The organism is Carboxylicivirga linearis (assembly GCF_018271995.1).
In the GTDB taxonomy this organism is placed as follows: domain Bacteria; phylum Bacteroidota; class Bacteroidia; order Bacteroidales; family Marinilabiliaceae; genus Carboxylicivirga; species Carboxylicivirga linearis.
The window spans coordinates 108955-128026 of sequence record NZ_JAGUCO010000006.1; the positions used below are offsets into that span (position 1 = coordinate 108955).

General features: G+C 34.4%; 18 protein-coding genes. 9 read left to right on the forward strand and 9 right to left on the reverse strand.

All coding sequences use genetic code 11. From position 1 onward, the window contains the following. Positions 1–70: 70 nt before the first annotated feature. Complete coding sequence (gene wecB, locus KEM10_RS10660) at positions 71–1228, forward strand: non-hydrolyzing UDP-N-acetylglucosamine 2-epimerase (protein WP_212215983.1); 1158 nt, start codon at positions 71–73, stop codon at positions 1226–1228. A 1-nt stretch (position 1229) separates the two neighbouring features. Next, positions 1230–2414, forward strand: coding sequence for a glycosyltransferase family 4 protein (locus KEM10_RS10665; protein ID WP_212215984.1), 1185 nt, complete (start codon positions 1230–1232; stop codon positions 2412–2414). Here the strand turns inward: KEM10_RS10665 and KEM10_RS10670 are convergent. Both KEM10_RS10670 and KEM10_RS10675 read right to left on the reverse strand, forming a co-directional pair. Further along, the gene (locus tag KEM10_RS10670; protein ID WP_212215985.1) at positions 2406–3764 is read right to left on the reverse strand and encodes a polysaccharide deacetylase family protein; all 1359 of its coding nucleotides are present in this window, start codon (positions 3762–3764) and stop codon (positions 2406–2408) included. The two genes, KEM10_RS10665 and KEM10_RS10670, sit on opposite strands and share 9 nt — an antisense overlap. 22 nt (positions 3765–3786) lie before the next feature. Further along, entirely contained in the window at positions 3787–5280 is a 1494-nt protein-coding gene (locus KEM10_RS10675; protein ID WP_212215986.1) for an oligosaccharide flippase family protein, read from the reverse strand. Between the two features lie 243 nt (positions 5281–5523). On the opposite strand from KEM10_RS10675, the gene KEM10_RS10680 reads away from it, so the two are divergent. Further along, positions 5524–6339, forward strand: coding sequence for a DUF1698 domain-containing protein (locus tag KEM10_RS10680; protein ID WP_212215987.1), 816 nt, complete (start codon positions 5524–5526; stop codon positions 6337–6339). On the opposite strand, the gene KEM10_RS10685 is transcribed toward KEM10_RS10680, so the two are convergent. The 3 genes from KEM10_RS10685 to KEM10_RS10695 form a co-directional block, all read right to left on the reverse strand. Next, positions 6323–7450: a hypothetical protein gene (locus tag KEM10_RS10685; protein WP_212215988.1), complete on the reverse strand. Its 1128-nt coding sequence runs from the start codon at positions 7448–7450 to the stop codon at positions 6323–6325. The two genes, KEM10_RS10680 and KEM10_RS10685, sit on opposite strands and share 17 nt — an antisense overlap. A 669-nt stretch (positions 7451–8119) precedes the next feature. Beyond that, positions 8120–9535 (reverse strand): Kelch repeat-containing protein, encoded by a 1416-nt coding sequence (locus KEM10_RS10690; RefSeq protein ID WP_212215989.1) that lies wholly within the window; start codon positions 9533–9535, stop codon positions 8120–8122. A 7-nt stretch (positions 9536–9542) separates the two neighbouring features. Continuing rightward, entirely contained in the window at positions 9543–10007 is a 465-nt protein-coding gene (locus KEM10_RS10695; protein WP_212215990.1) for a T9SS type A sorting domain-containing protein, read from the reverse strand. Between the two features lie 77 nt (positions 10008–10084). Here KEM10_RS10695 and KEM10_RS10700 point away from each other — a divergent pair, with 77 nt between their 5' ends. Further along, positions 10085–10822 (forward strand): tRNA lysidine(34) synthetase, encoded by a 738-nt coding sequence (locus tag KEM10_RS10700; RefSeq protein WP_212215991.1) that lies wholly within the window; start codon positions 10085–10087, stop codon positions 10820–10822. Between the two features lie 32 nt (positions 10823–10854). On the opposite strand, the gene KEM10_RS10705 is transcribed toward KEM10_RS10700, so the two are convergent. The 3 genes from KEM10_RS10705 to KEM10_RS10715 all read right to left on the reverse strand — a co-directional run bounded on the left by KEM10_RS10705 (position 10855) and on the right by KEM10_RS10715 (position 13343). Then, positions 10855–12099 (reverse strand): DEAD/DEAH box helicase, encoded by a 1245-nt coding sequence (locus tag KEM10_RS10705; RefSeq protein ID WP_212215992.1) that lies wholly within the window; start codon positions 12097–12099, stop codon positions 10855–10857. A 96-nt stretch (positions 12100–12195) separates the two neighbouring features. Next, positions 12196–12756 (reverse strand): 3'-5' exonuclease, encoded by a 561-nt coding sequence (locus KEM10_RS10710; protein WP_212215993.1) that lies wholly within the window; start codon positions 12754–12756, stop codon positions 12196–12198. A 29-nt stretch (positions 12757–12785) separates the two neighbouring features. Next, entirely contained in the window at positions 12786–13343 is a 558-nt protein-coding gene (locus KEM10_RS10715; RefSeq protein ID WP_212215994.1) for a hypothetical protein, read from the reverse strand. Positions 13344–13576: 233 nt separating this feature from the next. On the opposite strand from KEM10_RS10715, the gene KEM10_RS10720 reads away from it, so the two are divergent. Next, positions 13577–13972, forward strand: coding sequence for a hypothetical protein (locus KEM10_RS10720; protein ID WP_212215995.1), 396 nt, complete (start codon positions 13577–13579; stop codon positions 13970–13972). Positions 13973–14004: 32 nt separating this feature from the next. Beyond that, positions 14005–14403 carry a hypothetical protein gene (locus KEM10_RS10725; protein ID WP_212215996.1) on the forward strand — a complete coding sequence of 133 codons (399 nt, stop codon included), beginning with the start codon at positions 14005–14007 and terminating at the stop codon, positions 14401–14403. A 90-nt stretch (positions 14404–14493) separates the two neighbouring features. On the opposite strand, the gene KEM10_RS10730 is transcribed toward KEM10_RS10725, so the two are convergent. Continuing rightward, the gene (locus tag KEM10_RS10730; protein WP_212215997.1) at positions 14494–14706 is read right to left on the reverse strand and encodes a PLDc N-terminal domain-containing protein; all 213 of its coding nucleotides are present in this window, start codon (positions 14704–14706) and stop codon (positions 14494–14496) included. Between the two features lie 125 nt (positions 14707–14831). Between KEM10_RS10730 and KEM10_RS10735 the strand changes: the two genes are divergently transcribed. From KEM10_RS10735 to KEM10_RS10745, 3 genes are all read left to right on the forward strand, one after another. Then, entirely contained in the window at positions 14832–15251 is a 420-nt protein-coding gene (locus KEM10_RS10735) for a hypothetical protein (RefSeq protein ID WP_212215998.1), read from the forward strand. A 145-nt stretch (positions 15252–15396) separates the two neighbouring features. Continuing rightward, positions 15397–17784, forward strand: a complete 2388-nt coding sequence (locus KEM10_RS10740; RefSeq protein ID WP_212215999.1) for a TonB-dependent receptor — start codon at positions 15397–15399, stop codon at positions 17782–17784. A 37-nt stretch (positions 17785–17821) separates the two neighbouring features. Further along, complete coding sequence (locus tag KEM10_RS10745) at positions 17822–19042, forward strand: DUF4374 domain-containing protein (protein WP_212216000.1); 1221 nt, start codon at positions 17822–17824, stop codon at positions 19040–19042. The last annotated feature ends 30 nt before the right edge of the window (positions 19043–19072 follow it).

Here is a 19072-nt window from a genome sequence, read left to right on the forward strand (position 1 = left end):
TTATTGACAAAAGTATTTTAGCTAGTTTTGATGCTAATTATAAATATAGAAATGCAGAATTAAAACCCTCATGATAAAGCTAATTAACGTAGTAGGCGCTAGACCTCAAATAATTAAAGCAGCAGCCATTAGCCGCGCTATTGCAACATCTTACCAAACAGAAATAGAAGATGTTGTGGTTCATACCGGCCAACATTATGATGCAAATATGTCTGGTGATTTTTTTAGTCAATTGAATATTCCTCAGCCCAAATATAATTTGGAATGCGGCTCATTAAGTCATGCCAAACAAACCGCACTTATCATGAATCGTTTTGAGGATGTTTTACTCAAAGAAAAGCCACATTTTGTGCTTGTATATGGAGATACCAATTCTACTGTTGCGGCCTCGTTAACCGCTATTAAAATGAATATTCCGGTTGTTCACATCGAGGCCGGCCTGCGCTCCTTCAATAAACGCATGCCTGAGGAAGTAAACCGAATTATGTGCGACCATATTTCAACATTGTTATTCTGCCCTACCAAAGCTGCCATACAGAATTTATTAAACGAAGGAATAAACCATCATGCCTTACCTGCCAATGCAGATAAACAAGGCGTTTTTCATTGCGGTGATATCATGTATGACAACTCACTTTATTATTCAGCTTTATCCTCAGAACACAGCACCATTTTAAAAGATTTAAATCTGACATCGGATGCATTTATTCTTTTCACTATGCATCGCGATTTAAATACGGATAACAAGAGCCGTTTAAAGGCTATAATTAGTTCTGTTGTTGAGTACACAAAACAATCGAATTTAAAGATTGTATTTCCGGTTCATCCGCGCACCCATAAAATGGTGGAAGGTCTACTGGATGCAAAACTGAAAAACAAATTGTTTGACAATCCTAAAATCATTCTTTCCAAACCACTTAACTTTTTTGATATCATTCAGCTGGAAGCTAATTGCAAATTAATTGTAACTGATTCTGGGGGCGTACAAAAAGAAGCTTTTTTCTTTAAAAAACCCTGCATTGTTCTTCGACCTGAAACAGAATGGATTGAGTTGGTTAATGGAGGGAATGCGATTCTGGCAGATGCCGATAATAAGAAAATTTTAAGTTGCATGTTGAATTTTCCGGGAGTTGACTATTTAAACTACCCCCCCTTATATGGCGATGGTCATGCAGCTGAATTTATTTGCAACAAAATTATTGAACAACACAAAACATCTATAAATTAGGATGAAGAAAATTAAAATCGTTCATATTGAGGATCGTTTTCATCCTGAAATGGGTTATCAGCTTAATTTTACGGCAAAATTTCATAGCCAAAAATTTGAGATGCACATCATAACGGCTGATTCACTTGCTTTATTTGGGCAAAATTTATCTAAAGATGCTCTTAAAGAAAAAGACAGACTATTTGAAGAGGAACATAACGTTACTATTCATAGACTGCCGGTACTTTATGAAAAGAAACAAGGATATAACCTGTTATTAAAAGGGGTAGTTGCTAAAATTGATCAATTAGCCCCTGATGTGCTTTTTATTCATGCATTGGAATCATATACCGGATTACATCTCTTAAACAAAAGAAGTTTCTATAAAAAGTATATGGTATGTACCGATACCCATACCTTACTAAATCAGTTCAACAATTCACTTCCCGAAAGAATTTATTTTTCCTTCCACAAAAAGACGTTGATAAAGAAACTGAGGAAATATAACACCCCTGTTTTTTATACTGCCAATGAAAACAAGAATATTCTGATTGAGAAATATGGCTTAGCTCCATCTCAGGTATTTCCATACTTAATTGGCACTGATTCTAACCTTTTTTACCCCAATAAAGAATCAGGCATAGAGTTACGAAAAAAACTTGCCATTCCTGAAGGAAACAAAGTCATCATCTATGCAGGTAAATTTAACAAACCTAAATCACCACATTTAGTTATAGATGCATTGAAGTACCTTAAAGGTTTATCTTCCAAAATTACACTTGTTATGGTAGGAGGAAAAACAGAACCGTATTATTCAAATCACTTTTTAAAGATAGAAGAATTTGTAAGCTACCAAATTATTATAAAAGATGCCATTAAAGTAAGTGAGTTAAACTCATACTACAACATGGCGGATTTAGCTGTTTTCCCAAAAGAAAACACACTTAGTGCACTTGATGTACAACTTTGCAAACTTCCAGTAGTAATGGAAGCGGATAATACAAATACCGAAAGACTACAAGCCGGTGGCTTAATGTACACAAAAAACGATGTCTCCGACTTAGCAAATAAAATGGAGCAATTGATTAGCAATGACGAATACAGAATGCAGTTAGGGAACTCTGGATATGAATTTATTTCGGCTAACTTCACTTACCAATCAATTATTAAGGAGATGGAGCAAACTATTGAAAACCATTTAAGTTGATAATTTATTCAATAAAGCCTTACCTGTGTAACTTTCAAAACTTTCTTCATTTATTAATTTCAAAACAGATAGATAAAACGCTGTAATTCCAGGAAATTCGTACTCATCAAAGAATGAATTATGCCAAAGCATAGTGAATATTCCTCCAAATTTTTTGCTTTCATTAAGGAGTAATTGAATATGGTTATAAGCCTGATCGTAACAATACTTCCGATAGTTAAAAAGAGTACCATCCATTACATGAAGTGGAAACTCCCAAATATCCATCATTCTATCATTTTCAAAATCATAAGGCCTATAAGGATAACAGTAACTGTTTCTATAGCCTTCGTGTTCTGCAAAGCCCAAAGTAGTATCATATCTAAGACCGGCAGCCTGCTGATTACTTAACGTTTCTGTCATAAAAAAACGAAGAAAGTGCTGCCGAACACCATCGACTTCATACATAAAGTTTTTCTTTAATTCAGATAACGCAAAACTCATATTAACTACACTATCAGCAGTCTTTAACGAACCATGCAATCCTACTTCACAAGAATCATTATGCAAGTACTCCATTACATTTTTAATACCTTGATCATGAAACAAGTATTTTGCATCATGATCCGATCCATCTTGATTTAGAAAATACCATGTTGAAACCATTCTAAATTGCTTCTCAACATCTCTCATCCATTTAAAATTCCAATGCGGATCTGCTTTTAATCCTGGAATAAAGGTTGGTATTACAGAATCAATAACTGCTTTTAACAGACGCTTACGTGGATATGTCAACTTCTTTAAACCAAACAGTTGCAAAACTCTATAGGCCGATTCCTTCCAGTGATAATAACTAACCCTGTCAATATCATGCGACAAAAGAAAAACCCCGTTATCCGAAAGTCTTTTCCCTTTCACAGTTATAGAAGATACTTTTGCCAACTCTTTTAAACCCTGTATTATTATAGTAAAATAATAATTAACAACGGGTATATAAATGATATTTAATTCTTTTTGAATAGATACTTCATATGGAAAACGCTCCATAAAATCTTTCTCTTTCGAGTCCTTCTCTTGCCAGCAAGAAAGTAAATAAAAGGCTGATTTTAATAGGTCGTGATGAAAAACCAATCGACCGCTTTGTAATGAATAAAACCGCTTATTATCAGAAGTTGGAAACAATACAGGTATTTTTTTACCGTCCCAGTTTAAGAAAAAATCTGTCCTCAAAGATGAATCGGATGAAGGAATAAAAATACTACCTCTTCCCTCTCCATAACTCAACATTGACTTTAAATAACCTAATTCAATATGTTGATTTAAATGAAATAAAACATATTCTAATTGTATATTATTTAAAGACTCTTTCATATTTTATAATCTCATTTAATAATTATTTCTTTAAACTATTAATATTACTTCTAAACATCGATATATGCCGCCACTTGGCCCAAGCTTGTTTAGCATTTTGTATTTCTATCTCCTCAAATACATTTAAATAATATAGCATTACAAAATAACTCAAGAGAAGTAATATTTTAATTACAATATCTATAAATAATGATATTGATGGAATTATAAAAAATAGAAGGCAATATAATATTCCTGTAAAAAGAAATACGCTAATTTTCTTCCACTCATAATTAATCTTCTCCAGCTGATTTACTTTATAGAAAAACCAAACAGCAGCGAACAACTGGCTAATGGCAGTTGTAAAAGCAGCGCCTTCCTTACCAAATTTAGGAATTACAATTAAATTAAGCCCTATATTGATAACTCCTGCCATAATCATAACTACAGAAATGATTTTGGTTTTTTTAAACTTGGTTAAAGGCAATACAAAGACCTGTCTCACACCTGAAAACAACAACCCTATTATAAGTATTGGAATAACGGTAATAGCATCAAAATATTCTGTTTTCCCGGCAACTAGTATATAAACTATTTCTTTTCCAAAAAACACAATACCCAAGCCTGAAACCACCATAAAAAGAATAAAATAGGTAAATGTTTTTAAATGATACCGGGAAACACCATCTTCATGCATCGATTTATAATACTGGAACGTATAAGATGTTACGAAAGATGTAACAACAATTACTTGAAGTAAGTTGGCAACTTTAATGGCAACAGAAAAACTACCCACAACCTCTAACGAATAATACGCTTCCAATATATAACGATCACTGACAGTTAGGACCAAAGTTAAAATATTAGATATGGCCAATGGATAACCGTAGTTTATCATTTCGCCCAATAATTTTTTCTGCCATTTTATTTTACAGTTCTTTGATATCAGTGGTAAAACAATAAGCCAGGTTAATCCGTTTGACAGCAGTTGAGACAGAAAAACACCTTGAAAACCGATCTTTCTATAATGCAATAGATAAACCGTGAAGAGTACTGTTAGAATTATATTTACAGCCAAATAGCCCGTTTGCTTAAACGCTTTTTGCTGCAGCTTTAGCAGAATAAATGGAACATCAAACAGCAATTTAAATAAGCTTGATAAAGAGAAGATTATTATTATCTTTTTACTATTTATACTATTAAATATTTCAAGATTTAATAATATAAGAGCTGTAATAGTTGCTCCTAAAGCACTTGTAAAAACATTAAAAAAATAGGTTGTGAAAAATAGAGACTTTTGTTCATCTTTACTTTTCATTTCATTATACCAACGTGTAAATCCTCCTTTTGCACCCCATCCTGAAATCATCAGTAGAAACAGGTAAGCAGTTTCGTAAAGAGCCAATAACCCCATTTCTGATTTTGAGATATAAAGAGCATACATAGGCATTAAAATCAGGCCACTCGCCTTTGTTAAAAAATTACCAATCCCATAAAAAAATGATTGCTTAAACAAGCCCCTCAATCTATTTATCATCTCTATTTTTTAATTATCTGTATTACACGATAACAATACAGTTAGCCACACAAACAGTAATAATCAATGTTTAGCTGCAAATATAGTATATAAATAGTCATACGTGAGATAGCACAAATTTCTATTAAAACGGTACCAAAAACCTTTTTTATTTTTGCAGCTTTTAAGTTATGTGCTAAAAAACTACATTTGCATGCTTACAGCTAATAACAATAAAAATTCAACAACAATAGTGGCAGTATCATGAAACAAGTCGAACAACTACTTTCTTATATTCAATCAAATGGTAAGCACGGATTATATCAATTACTGCCACCTGCACTTATTAATAAATATGAACAGTTAAAAACATTACCCTATAAAAACGTTCGCCTGGATGATCAGCGCTTTGATTACTTCACCAGCAAACTTGATTTTACCAAAGCAAATATTACTGATATTGGTGCCAATATAGGGTATTTTTCATTTCGTCTGGCAACAGAGAAGCAGTGTTCGGTTAACTTATATGAACCATATATTCAACATTACAAGGCTTTAAAAGTAATTGAAGAATTACTCAACATTCAGAAAAATTGTAATATTTATAATAAAGGAATTAGCCTCGATGATATTGAACAAATGGATAATACCGACATATTATTGTTCTTTAATGTACTTCAGCATGCAGGTGAAGACTTTGACAAGAAATATGTAAAAACAAAATCGGATTGGGAAGCACATGCCGTATCTTATTTGTCTAAACTTCGAGATAAAACAAAATACTTAGTTTTTCAAAATGGATATTCATGGCTCGGTCATGAAGAAGAATTTTGTGACAAGAAGGATATTATTAGATTCACCCTAGATTTATTACAAAAAGCAGGTTGGACTACTTTGAACTGTGGAATTATTACAGACTTTCATAAAAAGGAGTATCGTGACTTGGATATTAATAAAACAACGAATAACCCTATTAATTCAAAACTAAAATATTTAGAGTATGGTATCAAATATAGATTGGGATTAGACGTTCCGAACTTAACATTTATTCAAAGGCCTATTTTCATCTGCCAGAGCTAGATAAATAACACTTAATCAACTCTTTACACTGAGACAAGAAATCAAGTACAAAGTATTTTCTAGAATAATTTCGCCAAAATAATTCTCTATAATTAATATTGGCTGTTGGTTTAAATTTCTGAAAGTTTTGCTTTGTTAGTTTTTTCAATAAATAGCCGGATATATATCCAGATAACCAAAAGTACCCCCACTTGACAGATGTGTTAGGCAAAATCGGGTCAAGGTCGAAACAAGGGCTAACAAAATCCACCCCATTATCGGCAGAAATTTGAAGAGGTCCCCATAGTCGGGGGTTACACTCTATCGCATAAAAAACATCTGATGCATCACACCGTTTAAGTTCAAACATCATAGGCCCTGTCCACTTCAGTTTACCAAAAAGAAGATCTATCTTTTCTGATAATTCATTAGAAAGCGAAAATGGCTCTGCTTTCAAAACAGATTTTCCATTAGGTTGCTGAACTGTGTTAAGTTGTGAAAAATTATTTATCAAACAACCTTTCTTATAAAAAGCACAATAATAAACACTTGGACCAAGTATAAACTCCTGAACAAAATGCTTCGATAAATCAAGGTTTAAATTAACAACTTGATTAAAGGATTCTTCACTATCTACCAATAAAGGATATTTGAGAACATTACTATTACTATCGTAATTTTTGGGTTTAATAACAAAACTATATGCAAAACTAGTGGGAAAACTTCTTAATTCAGATGGAACTTTAATATCAAAATCTGTACAAATATTTATGAATGATTTTTTATTTGATAATCGTTCATACACTTCCAAATCATTAATACATAAATCAATTCCTTGAAGTAGCTCATGACGGTTTTCTAATATTTGTCTTATCTGCCATTCACCTATAGGAAGAATTGAATAGTTCCCATATTGCTTCTTTGTTTCATTTAAAAAACTTATAAAACTCGTTGCTGAATACTTCAAAAGAGGTGTTTCCATATATCGTTTAAATATCATATTAGTTAAACGTTTCGGAAACTCTTCATTTATAGCAAATAAAAACTTAACCCTTTGTTGCGATAGAATTCTAACTGATGTTATTGCAGCTCGTCTATTAGCATCTGCAAATATTAATATTGTTCTTACCAATTTTATAAATAATAAAAAAAACCTCAAATAAAACTACAAATTAAGTCATTTATTAGAAACCTTTGATACGACAGAAACAATATGTTTAAATTAAAGTGTTCCTAATTAGTGAATGAATATTTTGCGATATGAAAAACAGAAATAGTTAGTCATGTTCTTAAAAAATAGAACTGTTGAAAAAAGCGCATTTTTTTCATTTAAATCAAAAATTGATTTTAACTATTTTTGCCCAAGGTAGAAAGCAAGAAGCAAAAGCAATATAGGGTACAGAAGATCAGTTAAGCAGTTGAAAAAGCCAATAATCAATATAAAATAATTGAAGCATACGATGAGATTTTGATGACTGTTTCAGGGAGGGGTGAGTATAGATAATTTAGCATTACTCAATTGAAAATATGAAAACTACTATATTAAAACAAAAACGATTTTCTAAATAGTCAATTACCATGCGAAACTTACAAGATTTCGAAATATCTACTCAAACAAAAACACTTGAATATCTATTTGTATAATAAAACTTAGTGAAATCTATTTAAATACATTATTAAAGAATATATCTGAAAATAAATTCATTAATTTTTATCGACTTTGAAAGAAAAATGAGAATATAAATGCATATAAAAAAAGGTAGACTATTGCCTACCTCTCTGAAATCTGCTTATTTATTATCTATTCCGAAACATGAATATACATATCTTCGCTAACAGTCTTCATTATTAATTTTTCAGCATCATTTAGTTTTAAATCACTGTTATGACCCCCAAAAACCCAAAAATCGTTATTAACAGTAACACCGGTTAATCCCGCCTTAATCTTAGATAAATCTCCCTCAATAAACCATGTTTTGGTTATTGGATCATATGTTTCTGTACTTGACACAAAATTCTCATTATCAAAACCACCAGCTACAACAACTCTGTTATTAATTACTCCTATAGCATAGGATACTCGCCCTTGGTTCATTGCTGGCAACAATTCCCATTCCTTTGTATCAATATCATATGTCACCATAAAATTATTAATTGGTTTTGATCCAGACATGCTCTCGCGCCCATTACCTATGTATATTTTACCATTATAAATGGTTGCTTTAGCCCCGATTAAAGTATAAGGTATTTCTGCAACTATACTCCAGGTATCAGTATTGAAATCATACTCCTCAATATTAGTCACATTTGTACTTGATAAATCTGCCAAACCACCAATTGCATACAATTTATTATTAAATGCAACCAAAGAAAGCCCCCATCTACCGTTATTCATACTGGCTATGGTTGACCAGGTATCGGTAGCTGGATCATAAACATCCACATCTACAACTGCAGTATTGGAACCACTTTTAAATCCTCCTGCTACATAAACTTTCCCATTAAGATATGTTGCAGCAGCATGCACCCTACCTAAAGGCAAATCGGTTTTTACTGACCATGTATTATCGTTTAAATTATATGCTTCAAAAAGTGCACTTGTGAAATCTGACTGACTCTCACCTCCCATTACATATATTTCTGTATCCGTTGCACAAACGACAGGATACCTTCTACCATTTACAAAAGATGATTCTTCCGACCATATTCCTTCTTGTCTGGTTGTAGTAATCTTATTCCCGGTAAACCCATACCCATCCGGAGATTCTGTATTGAAACTTAAAATTCCCGTTCCAGTTGGTACTTTGTAATCAGTGCCTGTTTTTTCGGCAAATAATGCATAAGGCACACTGCTAAACGGATTAACTCCTACTTCAAAATAATTCTGTTCATTACCTATAGAAGCTTCAACCTTTACAAACATTTGCGCACTCCCCCATTCAATAGATGAAAAATCATCATTGGTGATTCCTTCACCGATTTTAAGATTAATCAATCCATAATCATTTGTTGTAGCTTGCTGTACTTCGTTATAAACTAAATCACCATCCGGTGCATCCTGAACAATGGATATTTTTATATATACATCAGCGTTAGAAACATAAGTTCCATCTGTATTACGTATTAAAGTTTGATAGTTGAAATGCTGAGGAGCAGATTGCTGACCAACAGCAATAATGGTAATAAATAATAAAACGGCGCTTAATAATTTTTTCATAATATGGTTATTTCTTTAATATTTTTGTTTGGTATAGCTCCTTTTCAGTTTGTATATGAAGAAGATATTCTCCCGACAATAATTTGGATACATTAATCGTATTATTCTTGATCTTAGATTTTTCTAACATCTTACCTGCAAGATCATAGATACAAACCTCAACAACCCTCTCTGCATCAATACCCTGAAATAATACAACATCATTACATGGATTAGGGTAAACCTTTAAGATATTATCCATTTTTAAAGGAGAATCTGAAGTAGAAAGAGACTCTTCCACAAACAGCATACCGTTAAATATTTGATAATTTGAGCCAACAATGTTTCCTATTATGGGTTCTCCAATTGATACATCTATCAAATATTCCTGAGTAACTGAACTCAATCCTGCTGTAGTAATTAACTCTTTTTCTTGAGCATATGTAAAGAAGGTTATACTTAAAAAGAGAATAAATAATTTTAATTTTTTCATATTATTATGTTTGTTAGGTGTCAAATATAATAATAAAGCTTTTAACACTCACTCCTTTTTTTAACTATTTTTGCCCCATGTTCGAAAGCAAAAAGCAAAAACAATACACGGTTCAAAAGATCAGGCAGACAGTGGGTAAAGCCATCAACCAATACAATATGATTGAAGCAGATGATCATATACTTGTGGCTGTTTCGGGAGGCAAAGACAGCTTGGCTTTACTCGAAATTCTTTCATGTCGCAGAAAAGCATTGCCTATCCATTATCATATTCATGCTGCACATGTAATTACTGAAGATGTTCCTTACCAGATTGATGTGGATTGGCTATCGGATTTCTGTAATAAGCTGGATGTAAAATTACATCTGATTCATACCAAAGCAAATCTGGAAACTGCAGGCAATAAAAAACCTTGCTTTGCTTGCTCGCGAAACCGCCGTAAAGAGCTATTTAAACTGACCAATGAACTGGGTATTAAAAAACTTGCTTTTGGTCATCATTTGGATGATGCTGTTGAAACGCTTGTGATGAATATGGCTCAGCATGCTAACATTTCGTCTATACCCGCCCAACTAGAGATGTTTGATGGTAAAATACAGGTGATACGACCTTTGATATTTTTAACCAACAGTGAAATGAAACATTATGCTTTAATAATGGGATTCCCATCATTAAAGCGTGAATGCCCGTATGAAGATCATACCATAAGATATAAAGCACGTGAAATAGTTGAACAGATGACCGAATTAAATCCTAAAGCAAGAATTAACCTTTTCAACTCAATGAATAAAATTGATTTTGAATACCTTCCATAGCAAAAGAATAAGAAGCATAACTTACATAATCTTTATCGTTTCTTCTTCTTGCGTTTGATTTTAGATACTTCTTCTTCCATCTGCTCTGCTTCTTTCATAAGGTTCTTCCAATCTGTACTGGTTTCTGCTGAAAAATCCAGCGTATCTAGGTAATCATCTTTATCCAACTCTGTCACCGGCAGCTGATACCCAATATAATTTTCAATGGTTTCCAACAGTTCCTTTTCTTCGGTGCTGCAAAATGATATGGCAAATCCCTTTTGCTTTCCCCGACCGGTTCGGCCAACACGGTGAACGTAATTTTCAGCCTGATCCGGCATATCGTAATTCACTACATAATCAACACTTGGGATATCTATACCACGGGCACTTACATCGGTTGCAATCAACATTTTAACATCCCCATTTTTGAATAAATTCATGGCTTTGGTGCGCTCATCCTGGTATTTATCGCTATGTATTGTTACGCTATCAACCCCTACACGCTCCATCGCTTTCATAACACGCTCTGCACGCACCTTGGTTCGCACAAAAACCAAAATACGGCTATCGGGATAGGATGTAGCCACACGCTCCAGAAAAAATCGCTTATGATCCATTTCGATATGCGCCAGCGAGTGCTCAATATTTTTGGCAACAGGGTCTTTCGGTGATATTTGAATACGGATAGGCTTTCTTACCAATGAATAAGCCAGCTTTTTGATTTTTTTATCAATGGTAGCCGAGAAAAACAATGTTTGGCGTTTCTTAGGAAGATATTTTATTAGATCTTGAATATCTTTATAAAAGCCCAGATCCAACATATGATCTGCTTCGTCCAGCACCAACATTTCGGCATTGTATATCTTCAAATGTCCCTGATTAACTAAATCAAAGACCCTACCAGGAGTAGCAATAATTACATCTGTTCCTTTTTTCAAACGTTCAACCTGCTTATCCTGATCTGTTCCACCAATAATTGCCGTAAACTTTAGCGTTGTATCCTTTCCTAACTTCTTAAATACATCCGTAATCTGAAGAGCCAGTTCGTGAGTTGGAGTCATTACAATACAACGAACACCTGCTTCTTTAGCTGCACGTTTTTTTTGCAAGAGGTGAAGAATAGGAATAGCGAAGGCAGCAGACTTACCTGTACCTGTTTGCGCAATACCCAAAACATCTTCACCATTTAAAATTGCAGGAATGGCTTTATACTGAATATCAGTAGGACGTTTGTAGCCTTGCTCTTCAATTCCCTTCAACACTCTGGCATTTAGCCCGAACTCTTCAAATTTCATATTCTTCCTTTAAGTAAAGATGTTTGTGTACAGACTATTAAATTAATTAACCCGTACTTGGTGACAAAGATAAGACAAAGTTATGAGTTGAATACCTTACACCACAAAAGCTCCCATTTTGTATAACTCATATACAATTTTAGCTTCATGCTCTGCATCATCCATTCCACGGTGAGCTTCAATGTAACCTGTATTACCAAAGAAATATTCCCAGGCTTCTTCTACCTTTGGCCATTTATATCCGCCATAACCGTTTCGCGAGGGCAATTTAATAATAGGAGTGGCTTCAATCATTGGGCAAGGTAATTCGTTTATGCGAAAACCTCTATCTCGTAAATAATCAAAATCGAAACGTTTATTAAAAGCAGTTGCACGATGATTATCAAATAAAAACTGAATAGCTTCGCGTTGCGATTCCAGAGTTGGAGCTTCCATCACCTCTTCCGGTGTTAAATCTGAGTTTTGAAAAATCCAACCATATCTTCCATAGGTATGACTTCGGTCAAAACCCGGTTCGCGAATTAATGATTCGTAAATGGGCTCTACTTCACCGTTATCAAGGTTAAGCAGAACCATTCCAATTTCAACTATTTTCCCGCCCTGGTTAAGAAATCCGGTGGTTTCAATGTCAACAACTAATATTCTGTTTTCAATCATAATTGTATTTTGAAACGTCAAAACTACTATTATATCCGCACAAAATAACCCAAACCTAAAAAGCCTTTATGACCTAACCCCATATAGCCGTATAGCCCCCTCTTTCGTCCCCACCTAAAACTAATAAGGTTAACATGAAAAATAAAACCGTTCTTCATTCCTTCGGTAACAACTCTATCATCAGATTTAGAGCCATTAACGATAGTATAGCCAACACTCAGTCCACTACTCAGTCTGAAAGATGGATTACGCAGATATTCAAAATCGACCTGTGGAGCTATCACAAAAATACTATTCGTAATTTCATACGGTACATCCCTATTCCACATCCCCGAATACACCCCTTTCTCAGCCTCTCTATCATACATTAGATTAGCCCCAACCTTCAACCAATTATTAAGGTAACTGTAATAATCAAAATTGAATGCGCCTAAAACAAAATGGCTGGATTCGTCAAAACCTTCTTCATTAGTATGTCCCAAGCGATAAATTGAAAATGGTGAATAAGAAAAACTTAATTCTTTAGTCTGCGCTTGTAAACAATTTGATAAGATGAAATAAAAGGTAATAATCAGGATTTTTTTCATAATAGTTGATTTGGAAAAGTTAGTCTAATGCCTTTTAAAGATAATACTCTTAAAAAAATCACAAACAACAACACCACTTTTATGTGACATCCTTCTTTAAAAAGCTACATTTTTGTAGCAAACTACATCAATACAAAAACCTTAACAACTGTATATCTGATACCTAATTCTCTTGGCACTTCTTTTGGGTAATCAATTACTCAAATAAAGGTAGAATCAAAAACAATACAATTATGAAAGTATTTTTGCCAATGACTGGAACCAGTAAACCAGAAGAGTCAACTGTTGGTCCGTTAATTAGTGCCGACTTTGGTTGTATTTATAATGATGAAGATAAGGCTTACATGGTGGAGCCACATTCATACGACATTGGAAACATTGGAAACCTTTGTGTTCAGCTAAAAGCCCGAGGAGTTAAAACCATTATTACCGAAGGTATGCCATTGTTAACTTATTTAATGTGTATGGATATGGGTTTAACTGTTTACAAAGCCAAAAAAGCGAGTCCTGTTGAGAATATTCTTTTGCAGGAAAAAGATGAACTAGCCATTTTTACAGCAAAAGATACTGTGGTGAAAGGCGATTGCATGGGAGCCTGCTCCAGCTGTTCATCAAACTGCGCTTCGTAACATTGTTTGATTTATCTTAAACCGCTTTTATTATGATGATTAAAGAAAACAACTGGAAAAACTGGCTGGCTGAAGGCGATCAATATTTAAACGGAATGCCTAAACCAGGTAAGCCTAGTAAATTTGGTACCGACATCAGATACAACATGTTATCTATGGGATTTGAAAGCTATGTAATGGCCATCCTTGATTTTAAAGATAACTTACCTGATAATCATACTTTCTCAGATCTGGTTTACGGATTAGAACGCGAAATAGATCTCGATTTAGAATTAAAAGAGCGTATATTAAAATACGAGAGCATACAAGAAATTTGCTCATTGGATAAATATACCATTAAACAACCTAGCGAAGATGAAATTACCGATCTACACGGAGCTATCTTAGAAATTAAAGTGTTAGCTCATCAAATATGTAAAGAACCAGCATAAAGAAACATGCATTGGGATAATGCACTTAACTTATCCTATCAAAATCTATGAGAACAAAAGGCCTTGTAAATAATTATTTATGAGGCTTTTTTAATTTGTGATTTTTTGATTTTTGCCCATTGCAAAATAAAGAACAGATCCTAAAAACGGCAAAAACAAAACGATTAAAACCCAAATAATTTTATTATTACCGGTAAACTCGTGATTCAGAATATTTATCAACGCTATTAATGGTAATAATAATACAAAAAGGAAAATTGCTAAAATAATTATCCATTCCGGGCCACCAATAAAGAGAAACATTTGATTTAGTTTTAAAAGTATTTCTTAAATATACATCATTTTATTTAGGGAAAGATATCCTACAAATTGAATAATTTAGCAGAATGGAAATTGGCATCGAAATAAAAAAACAACTTATAAACAAAATGAATGAATTACTGAATGACAAAATCAGTATTCTTAATAAAGCAATGGAAGAAACCATTGAATCGATGCAAAATGATACCAAAAGTAGTGCCGGTGATAAATTTGAGACGGGTCGTGAGATGATGCAGATTGAACTGAATAATCTGAAGAGTCAGATGGCTCAACTCAAACAATCGCAAAGCGACCTTTCAAAAGTCAATTCTTCAATGGTTTATAATAAAGTAGGTTTCGGAAGTCTGGTAAAGACCAATCTGGGTATTTATTTCTTCAGCATTGCCCAGGGCAAAATTAAACTCAACAATAACAATTACTTCTCTATATCATTAGCCTCTCCAATAGGCCAGGCATTAAAGGATAAGAAAGCAGGAGACACAATTAATTTCAACGGTAGATCGATATTAATTGAAGACATTCAGTAGCCCATTTCATTTAACAAAATAGTAACAGATTTCCCTAATAATAGGGATTGATGAGTCCTTTTTCCACATGTATGTTTGCATCATCTTTTTAACGATTTGATGTTGTAAGGATGTAAAACTTGAATTAAGGAAAAATAAGACTTTAGTGGGGAAAAGATTAAGCTATACTTGGGCAGTGTTATTGTTGATGACAAGCGTTACCATTCAATCTGTTACTGGCCAAAAGTCAGTAGTATTGAAGGGTACAGTAATATCATCCGACGGAGTAACGCTTCCGGGAGTTAATATAGTACTGAAAGGTACCGAATTTGGGACTGTTACTAATTTTGATGGCAACTTTGAAATACAAAACACACCGACTGGGAACTACATTATTTTAGCCAGCTACATGGGCTATGAATCATATGCATCTCCTATTCAGATCAACAACCAGAGTTCTAACTCAATAAATATTGTTCTTAATGAAAAAACATACAAGATAGGAGATATAGAAGTAACTGGTAAATCGGTAGTTTCTCAAATTAACGAACAAGCTTATTCGGTTACTTCTGTGTCAACCGAAGATCTCTTTAACAGCACCGCCAATGCTAAAGAAATTTTAAATAAAGTACCAGGAGTACGTATCACTGAAGAAGGTGGCTTAGGGTCGAATATAAATTTCACTATTAATGGTTTTTCGGGCGATCAGGTGAAATTTTTCATGGATGGGCTACCCATGGATAATTTCGGTTCATCTTTAAGTATGGCTGATATACCGGTGAATATGATTGAAAGAATAGATGTTTACAAAGGTGTTGTACCCGTTTGGTTAGGCACCGATGCACTGGGTGGAGCCGTGAACATCATCACCAATAAAAAACAAAATTTCCTTGATCTATCCTACTCTTACGGTTCATTTAATACACATAAGGCTTCTGTTAACTTTGCCCGCACTAATACAGAGAACGGCTTTACCATCAGAGGAAATGCCTTTCTTAATTACTCTGACAATAACTACAAGGTGTGGGTTCCCATTACCAACAGTGACAATGTCATAGTTGACACCGCTGACGTTGAACGCTTTCATGACAGATACAGATCTGGAACCATTAAGATTGAAACAGGCTTGGTTGATAAATCCTATGCTGATAACATTTTAATTGGACTGATTGTCTCAGCAAATGATAAACAGGTTCAACATGGTGCTACCATGGCCACAGTTTATGGTGGAATTGTGCAAAACAGCAAATCGCTTATCCCAACATTTAGGTATAGCAAAAAAAATTTATTCACCGATGGATTGGATATAAGTCTGTATAGTGCAGTTAACATCAATCAATCTCAGGTGATTGATACTTTAAGCGGAATACGTTACAATTGGCTGGGTGAAGCTTTTAAGATAGAAGGAAGTACCGATGGGGAGAACTCAAGAACCTTAACCACATTGGACGACATGGAATTTTTGAGTCAGTTTAACACCAGTTACGCTTTCAACCCCCTTCATTCTTTGGCATTAAATTATTCTTATAATTATTTCGAACGGGAATCCTTTGATGAGGAGAATCCCGATTACTTACCCAACCAGTTTCAGCGTTCGCTGAACAAGCATGTAGTTGGTTTAGCTTACAAGCTCGATGCCACTGAAAAATGGACAACCACAGCATTCGCAAAGCTCTTTCATTTAAAGGCACAAACCTCAAAACTATTTGATTTTGGATTGGATACACAACGTACAGAAGCTGTTGAATCGGATCAAACTAAGGTAGGATATGGAATCGCCTCTTCCTATTTTCTATTGCCTAAGTTACAGCTAAAATTATCCTATGAACACACCTATCGAATGCCAACTCCTTTGGAGATCTTTGGTGATGGTTTGTTTATCGATCCTAATCCTGATTTGGGTCCGGAGCAAAGTGATAACCTTAATCTGGGAGCCGATTATCGTTTTAAGCTTGGATCCCATCATTTCTTTAATGCGGGTGGAACTTTTGTTTATCGCGAAGCCAAAGACCTTATCTATACGGTTATTCAGATAGCCAGTCCTGTTACTTATTACGACAACCTGAACCAGACGCGCACTCTTGGAATGGAAGCCAATGTGCAATATCAGTTTAAGGATCTTTTCCATATAGGTGCCAACATCACTTTTCAGGATATAACTGATCAGGCCGAATATATTTACGATAACTCATACACCGGTGGTGGCTGGAAAAAGAATTTCCATTATCAATACAGGGTACCTAATATTCCGTATTTATTCGGAAGCGCCAATGCCGGCTTCACCTTGAAGAACTTATTGTCTACTGGGGATAATCTTACATGTGATTATTTCTTCAACTACGTTGAGAATTATTACCTCTCATGGTCGAAAAACAGCAATTACATTATTCCTAAACAAACGTCACATGATGTGATGATTTCTTATGCATTGAAGAATTCAAAGTACAATGTATCGGCTGAATGTCGGAATCTGACTAATGAGCGCCTCTATGACAAATTTTATTTACAAAAACCCGGAAGATCATTCTCCATTAAGCTGAGATACACTTTATAAAAAAACAAGAGAATAAATAATTATAAATATTTAAAAGATGAAGCATTTCAGAATTAATAAATCAGTTTTGCAGCTATTAATAGCGTTTGCTACAATTGGAATTTTTTCGGCATGTAGCGATGATGGTGACAGTAAAACTACAGGTGGTGAATTTGTTATTACAGGCGGTATTAATGGTGAAAATTTTAATAACTCGTATTATTCGGTTGCATTCAACGATATAATGAGCGGATCTCTTTCATTTATTGGTGAGGATATGCTTCAAATGGGTTATTTCTCATACAGCCAGATTGATGATAAGATTTTTTGTGCCGGCGGATTGGGCGCAACCGGACTATATGTTATTGAAAAAGATGCTGCAGGCAATCTGAATGAAACAGCCAGCCTGGCAACATTCAATAACAGTATTCAGGATGTTGTTAAAGGCGATAACAGCAATGTTGTAGCCATTGAAATGTCATCTTCATCTGATATTGTGCGTTTACACCTGATCAACACCTCATCTCTTGAGATAAGCTCAACTGTTGATACTCAGGTATCAGAATTAAGTGATCTGACAGGTCCTTCCTTCTCAGGCATGGTGGTAAGTGGGGATTATGTTTTTGTTAGCTACTATATCAGCGATCCCAATACTTTTGCAACTACCTCAACCGACAAAGCAGAAGTGGCTGTTTTCAATTACCCCGAATTAACCTTTGTGAAAGTAATGGAAGATTCGCGTGTTGGCCCCATCGGTGGATTTGGAACCAAAGCTGGTTTAATCAAAGACGAAAGTGGAAATGTTTATGCTACATCAGGCAGCAACCCGGCAAATGGATTTAGCCAATTCACCAAGCCATCGGGCATTTTAAAAATTAATGCCGGTGAAACTGAGTTCGATACCGATTTCTTCTTCGATATTGAAGATGTAACTGGCGGATACAATACTTCACACCTGGTATATTTAGGCGATGGTAAAGTATTTACCGAAATTAATACGGCTGTAAGAAGTGAACAGGTGATCTGGTCAGATTCTCCATTACAAACCGCCATATTGGATTTAAACAGCGAAACCATTAATTACATCGATGGTATTCCTGAACATGCTGGTATTGGACGCAAACTGGAAGCTGTTTCAATTGTAGACGGAAGCAACATTTACATGTCTATACCTGAAGACAACAGCATTTATGTATATCGCATCAACACCTCAGATTATACAGCGGTGCGCGGTGCGGAAATTGAAGCCAATTTTATTGGTGGTATCTATAAACTTTAATTCCCCCTTTCATCTAATGTCGGTCTCTCC

Excerpts from the sequence above, each read along its gene's own strand:
- KEM10_RS10745 (WP_212216000.1), top strand. The coding sequence starts at position 17,822 with ATGAAGCATTTCAGAATTAATAAATCAGTTTTGCAGCTATTAATAGCG.
- KEM10_RS10670 (WP_212215985.1), bottom strand. The coding sequence starts at position 3,764 with ATGAAAGAGTCTTTAAATAATATACAATTAGAATATGTTTTATTTCAT.
- KEM10_RS10725 (WP_212215996.1), top strand. The coding sequence starts at position 14,005 with ATGATGATTAAAGAAAACAACTGGAAAAACTGGCTGGCTGAAGGCGAT.
- wecB (WP_212215983.1), top strand. The coding sequence starts at position 71 with ATGATAAAGCTAATTAACGTAGTAGGCGCTAGACCTCAAATAATTAAA.
- KEM10_RS10715 (WP_212215994.1), bottom strand. The coding sequence starts at position 13,343 with ATGAAAAAAATCCTGATTATTACCTTTTATTTCATCTTATCAAATTGT.
- KEM10_RS10690 (WP_212215989.1), bottom strand. The coding sequence starts at position 9,535 with ATGAAAAAATTATTAAGCGCCGTTTTATTATTTATTACCATTATTGCT.
- KEM10_RS10730 (WP_212215997.1), bottom strand. The coding sequence starts at position 14,706 with ATGTTTCTCTTTATTGGTGGCCCGGAATGGATAATTATTTTAGCAATT.
- KEM10_RS10720 (WP_212215995.1), top strand. The coding sequence starts at position 13,577 with ATGAAAGTATTTTTGCCAATGACTGGAACCAGTAAACCAGAAGAGTCA.
- KEM10_RS10675 (WP_212215986.1), bottom strand. The coding sequence starts at position 5,280 with ATGATAAATAGATTGAGGGGCTTGTTTAAGCAATCATTTTTTTATGGG.
- KEM10_RS10700 (WP_212215991.1), top strand. The coding sequence starts at position 10,085 with ATGTTCGAAAGCAAAAAGCAAAAACAATACACGGTTCAAAAGATCAGG.
- KEM10_RS10705 (WP_212215992.1), bottom strand. The coding sequence starts at position 12,099 with ATGAAATTTGAAGAGTTCGGGCTAAATGCCAGAGTGTTGAAGGGAATT.
- KEM10_RS10710 (WP_212215993.1), bottom strand. The coding sequence starts at position 12,756 with ATGATTGAAAACAGAATATTAGTTGTTGACATTGAAACCACCGGATTT.
- KEM10_RS10665 (WP_212215984.1), top strand. The coding sequence starts at position 1,230 with ATGAAGAAAATTAAAATCGTTCATATTGAGGATCGTTTTCATCCTGAA.
- KEM10_RS10680 (WP_212215987.1), top strand. The coding sequence starts at position 5,524 with ATGAAACAAGTCGAACAACTACTTTCTTATATTCAATCAAATGGTAAG.
- KEM10_RS10695 (WP_212215990.1), bottom strand. The coding sequence starts at position 10,007 with ATGAAAAAATTAAAATTATTTATTCTCTTTTTAAGTATAACCTTCTTT.
- KEM10_RS10735 (WP_212215998.1), top strand. The coding sequence starts at position 14,832 with ATGAATGAATTACTGAATGACAAAATCAGTATTCTTAATAAAGCAATG.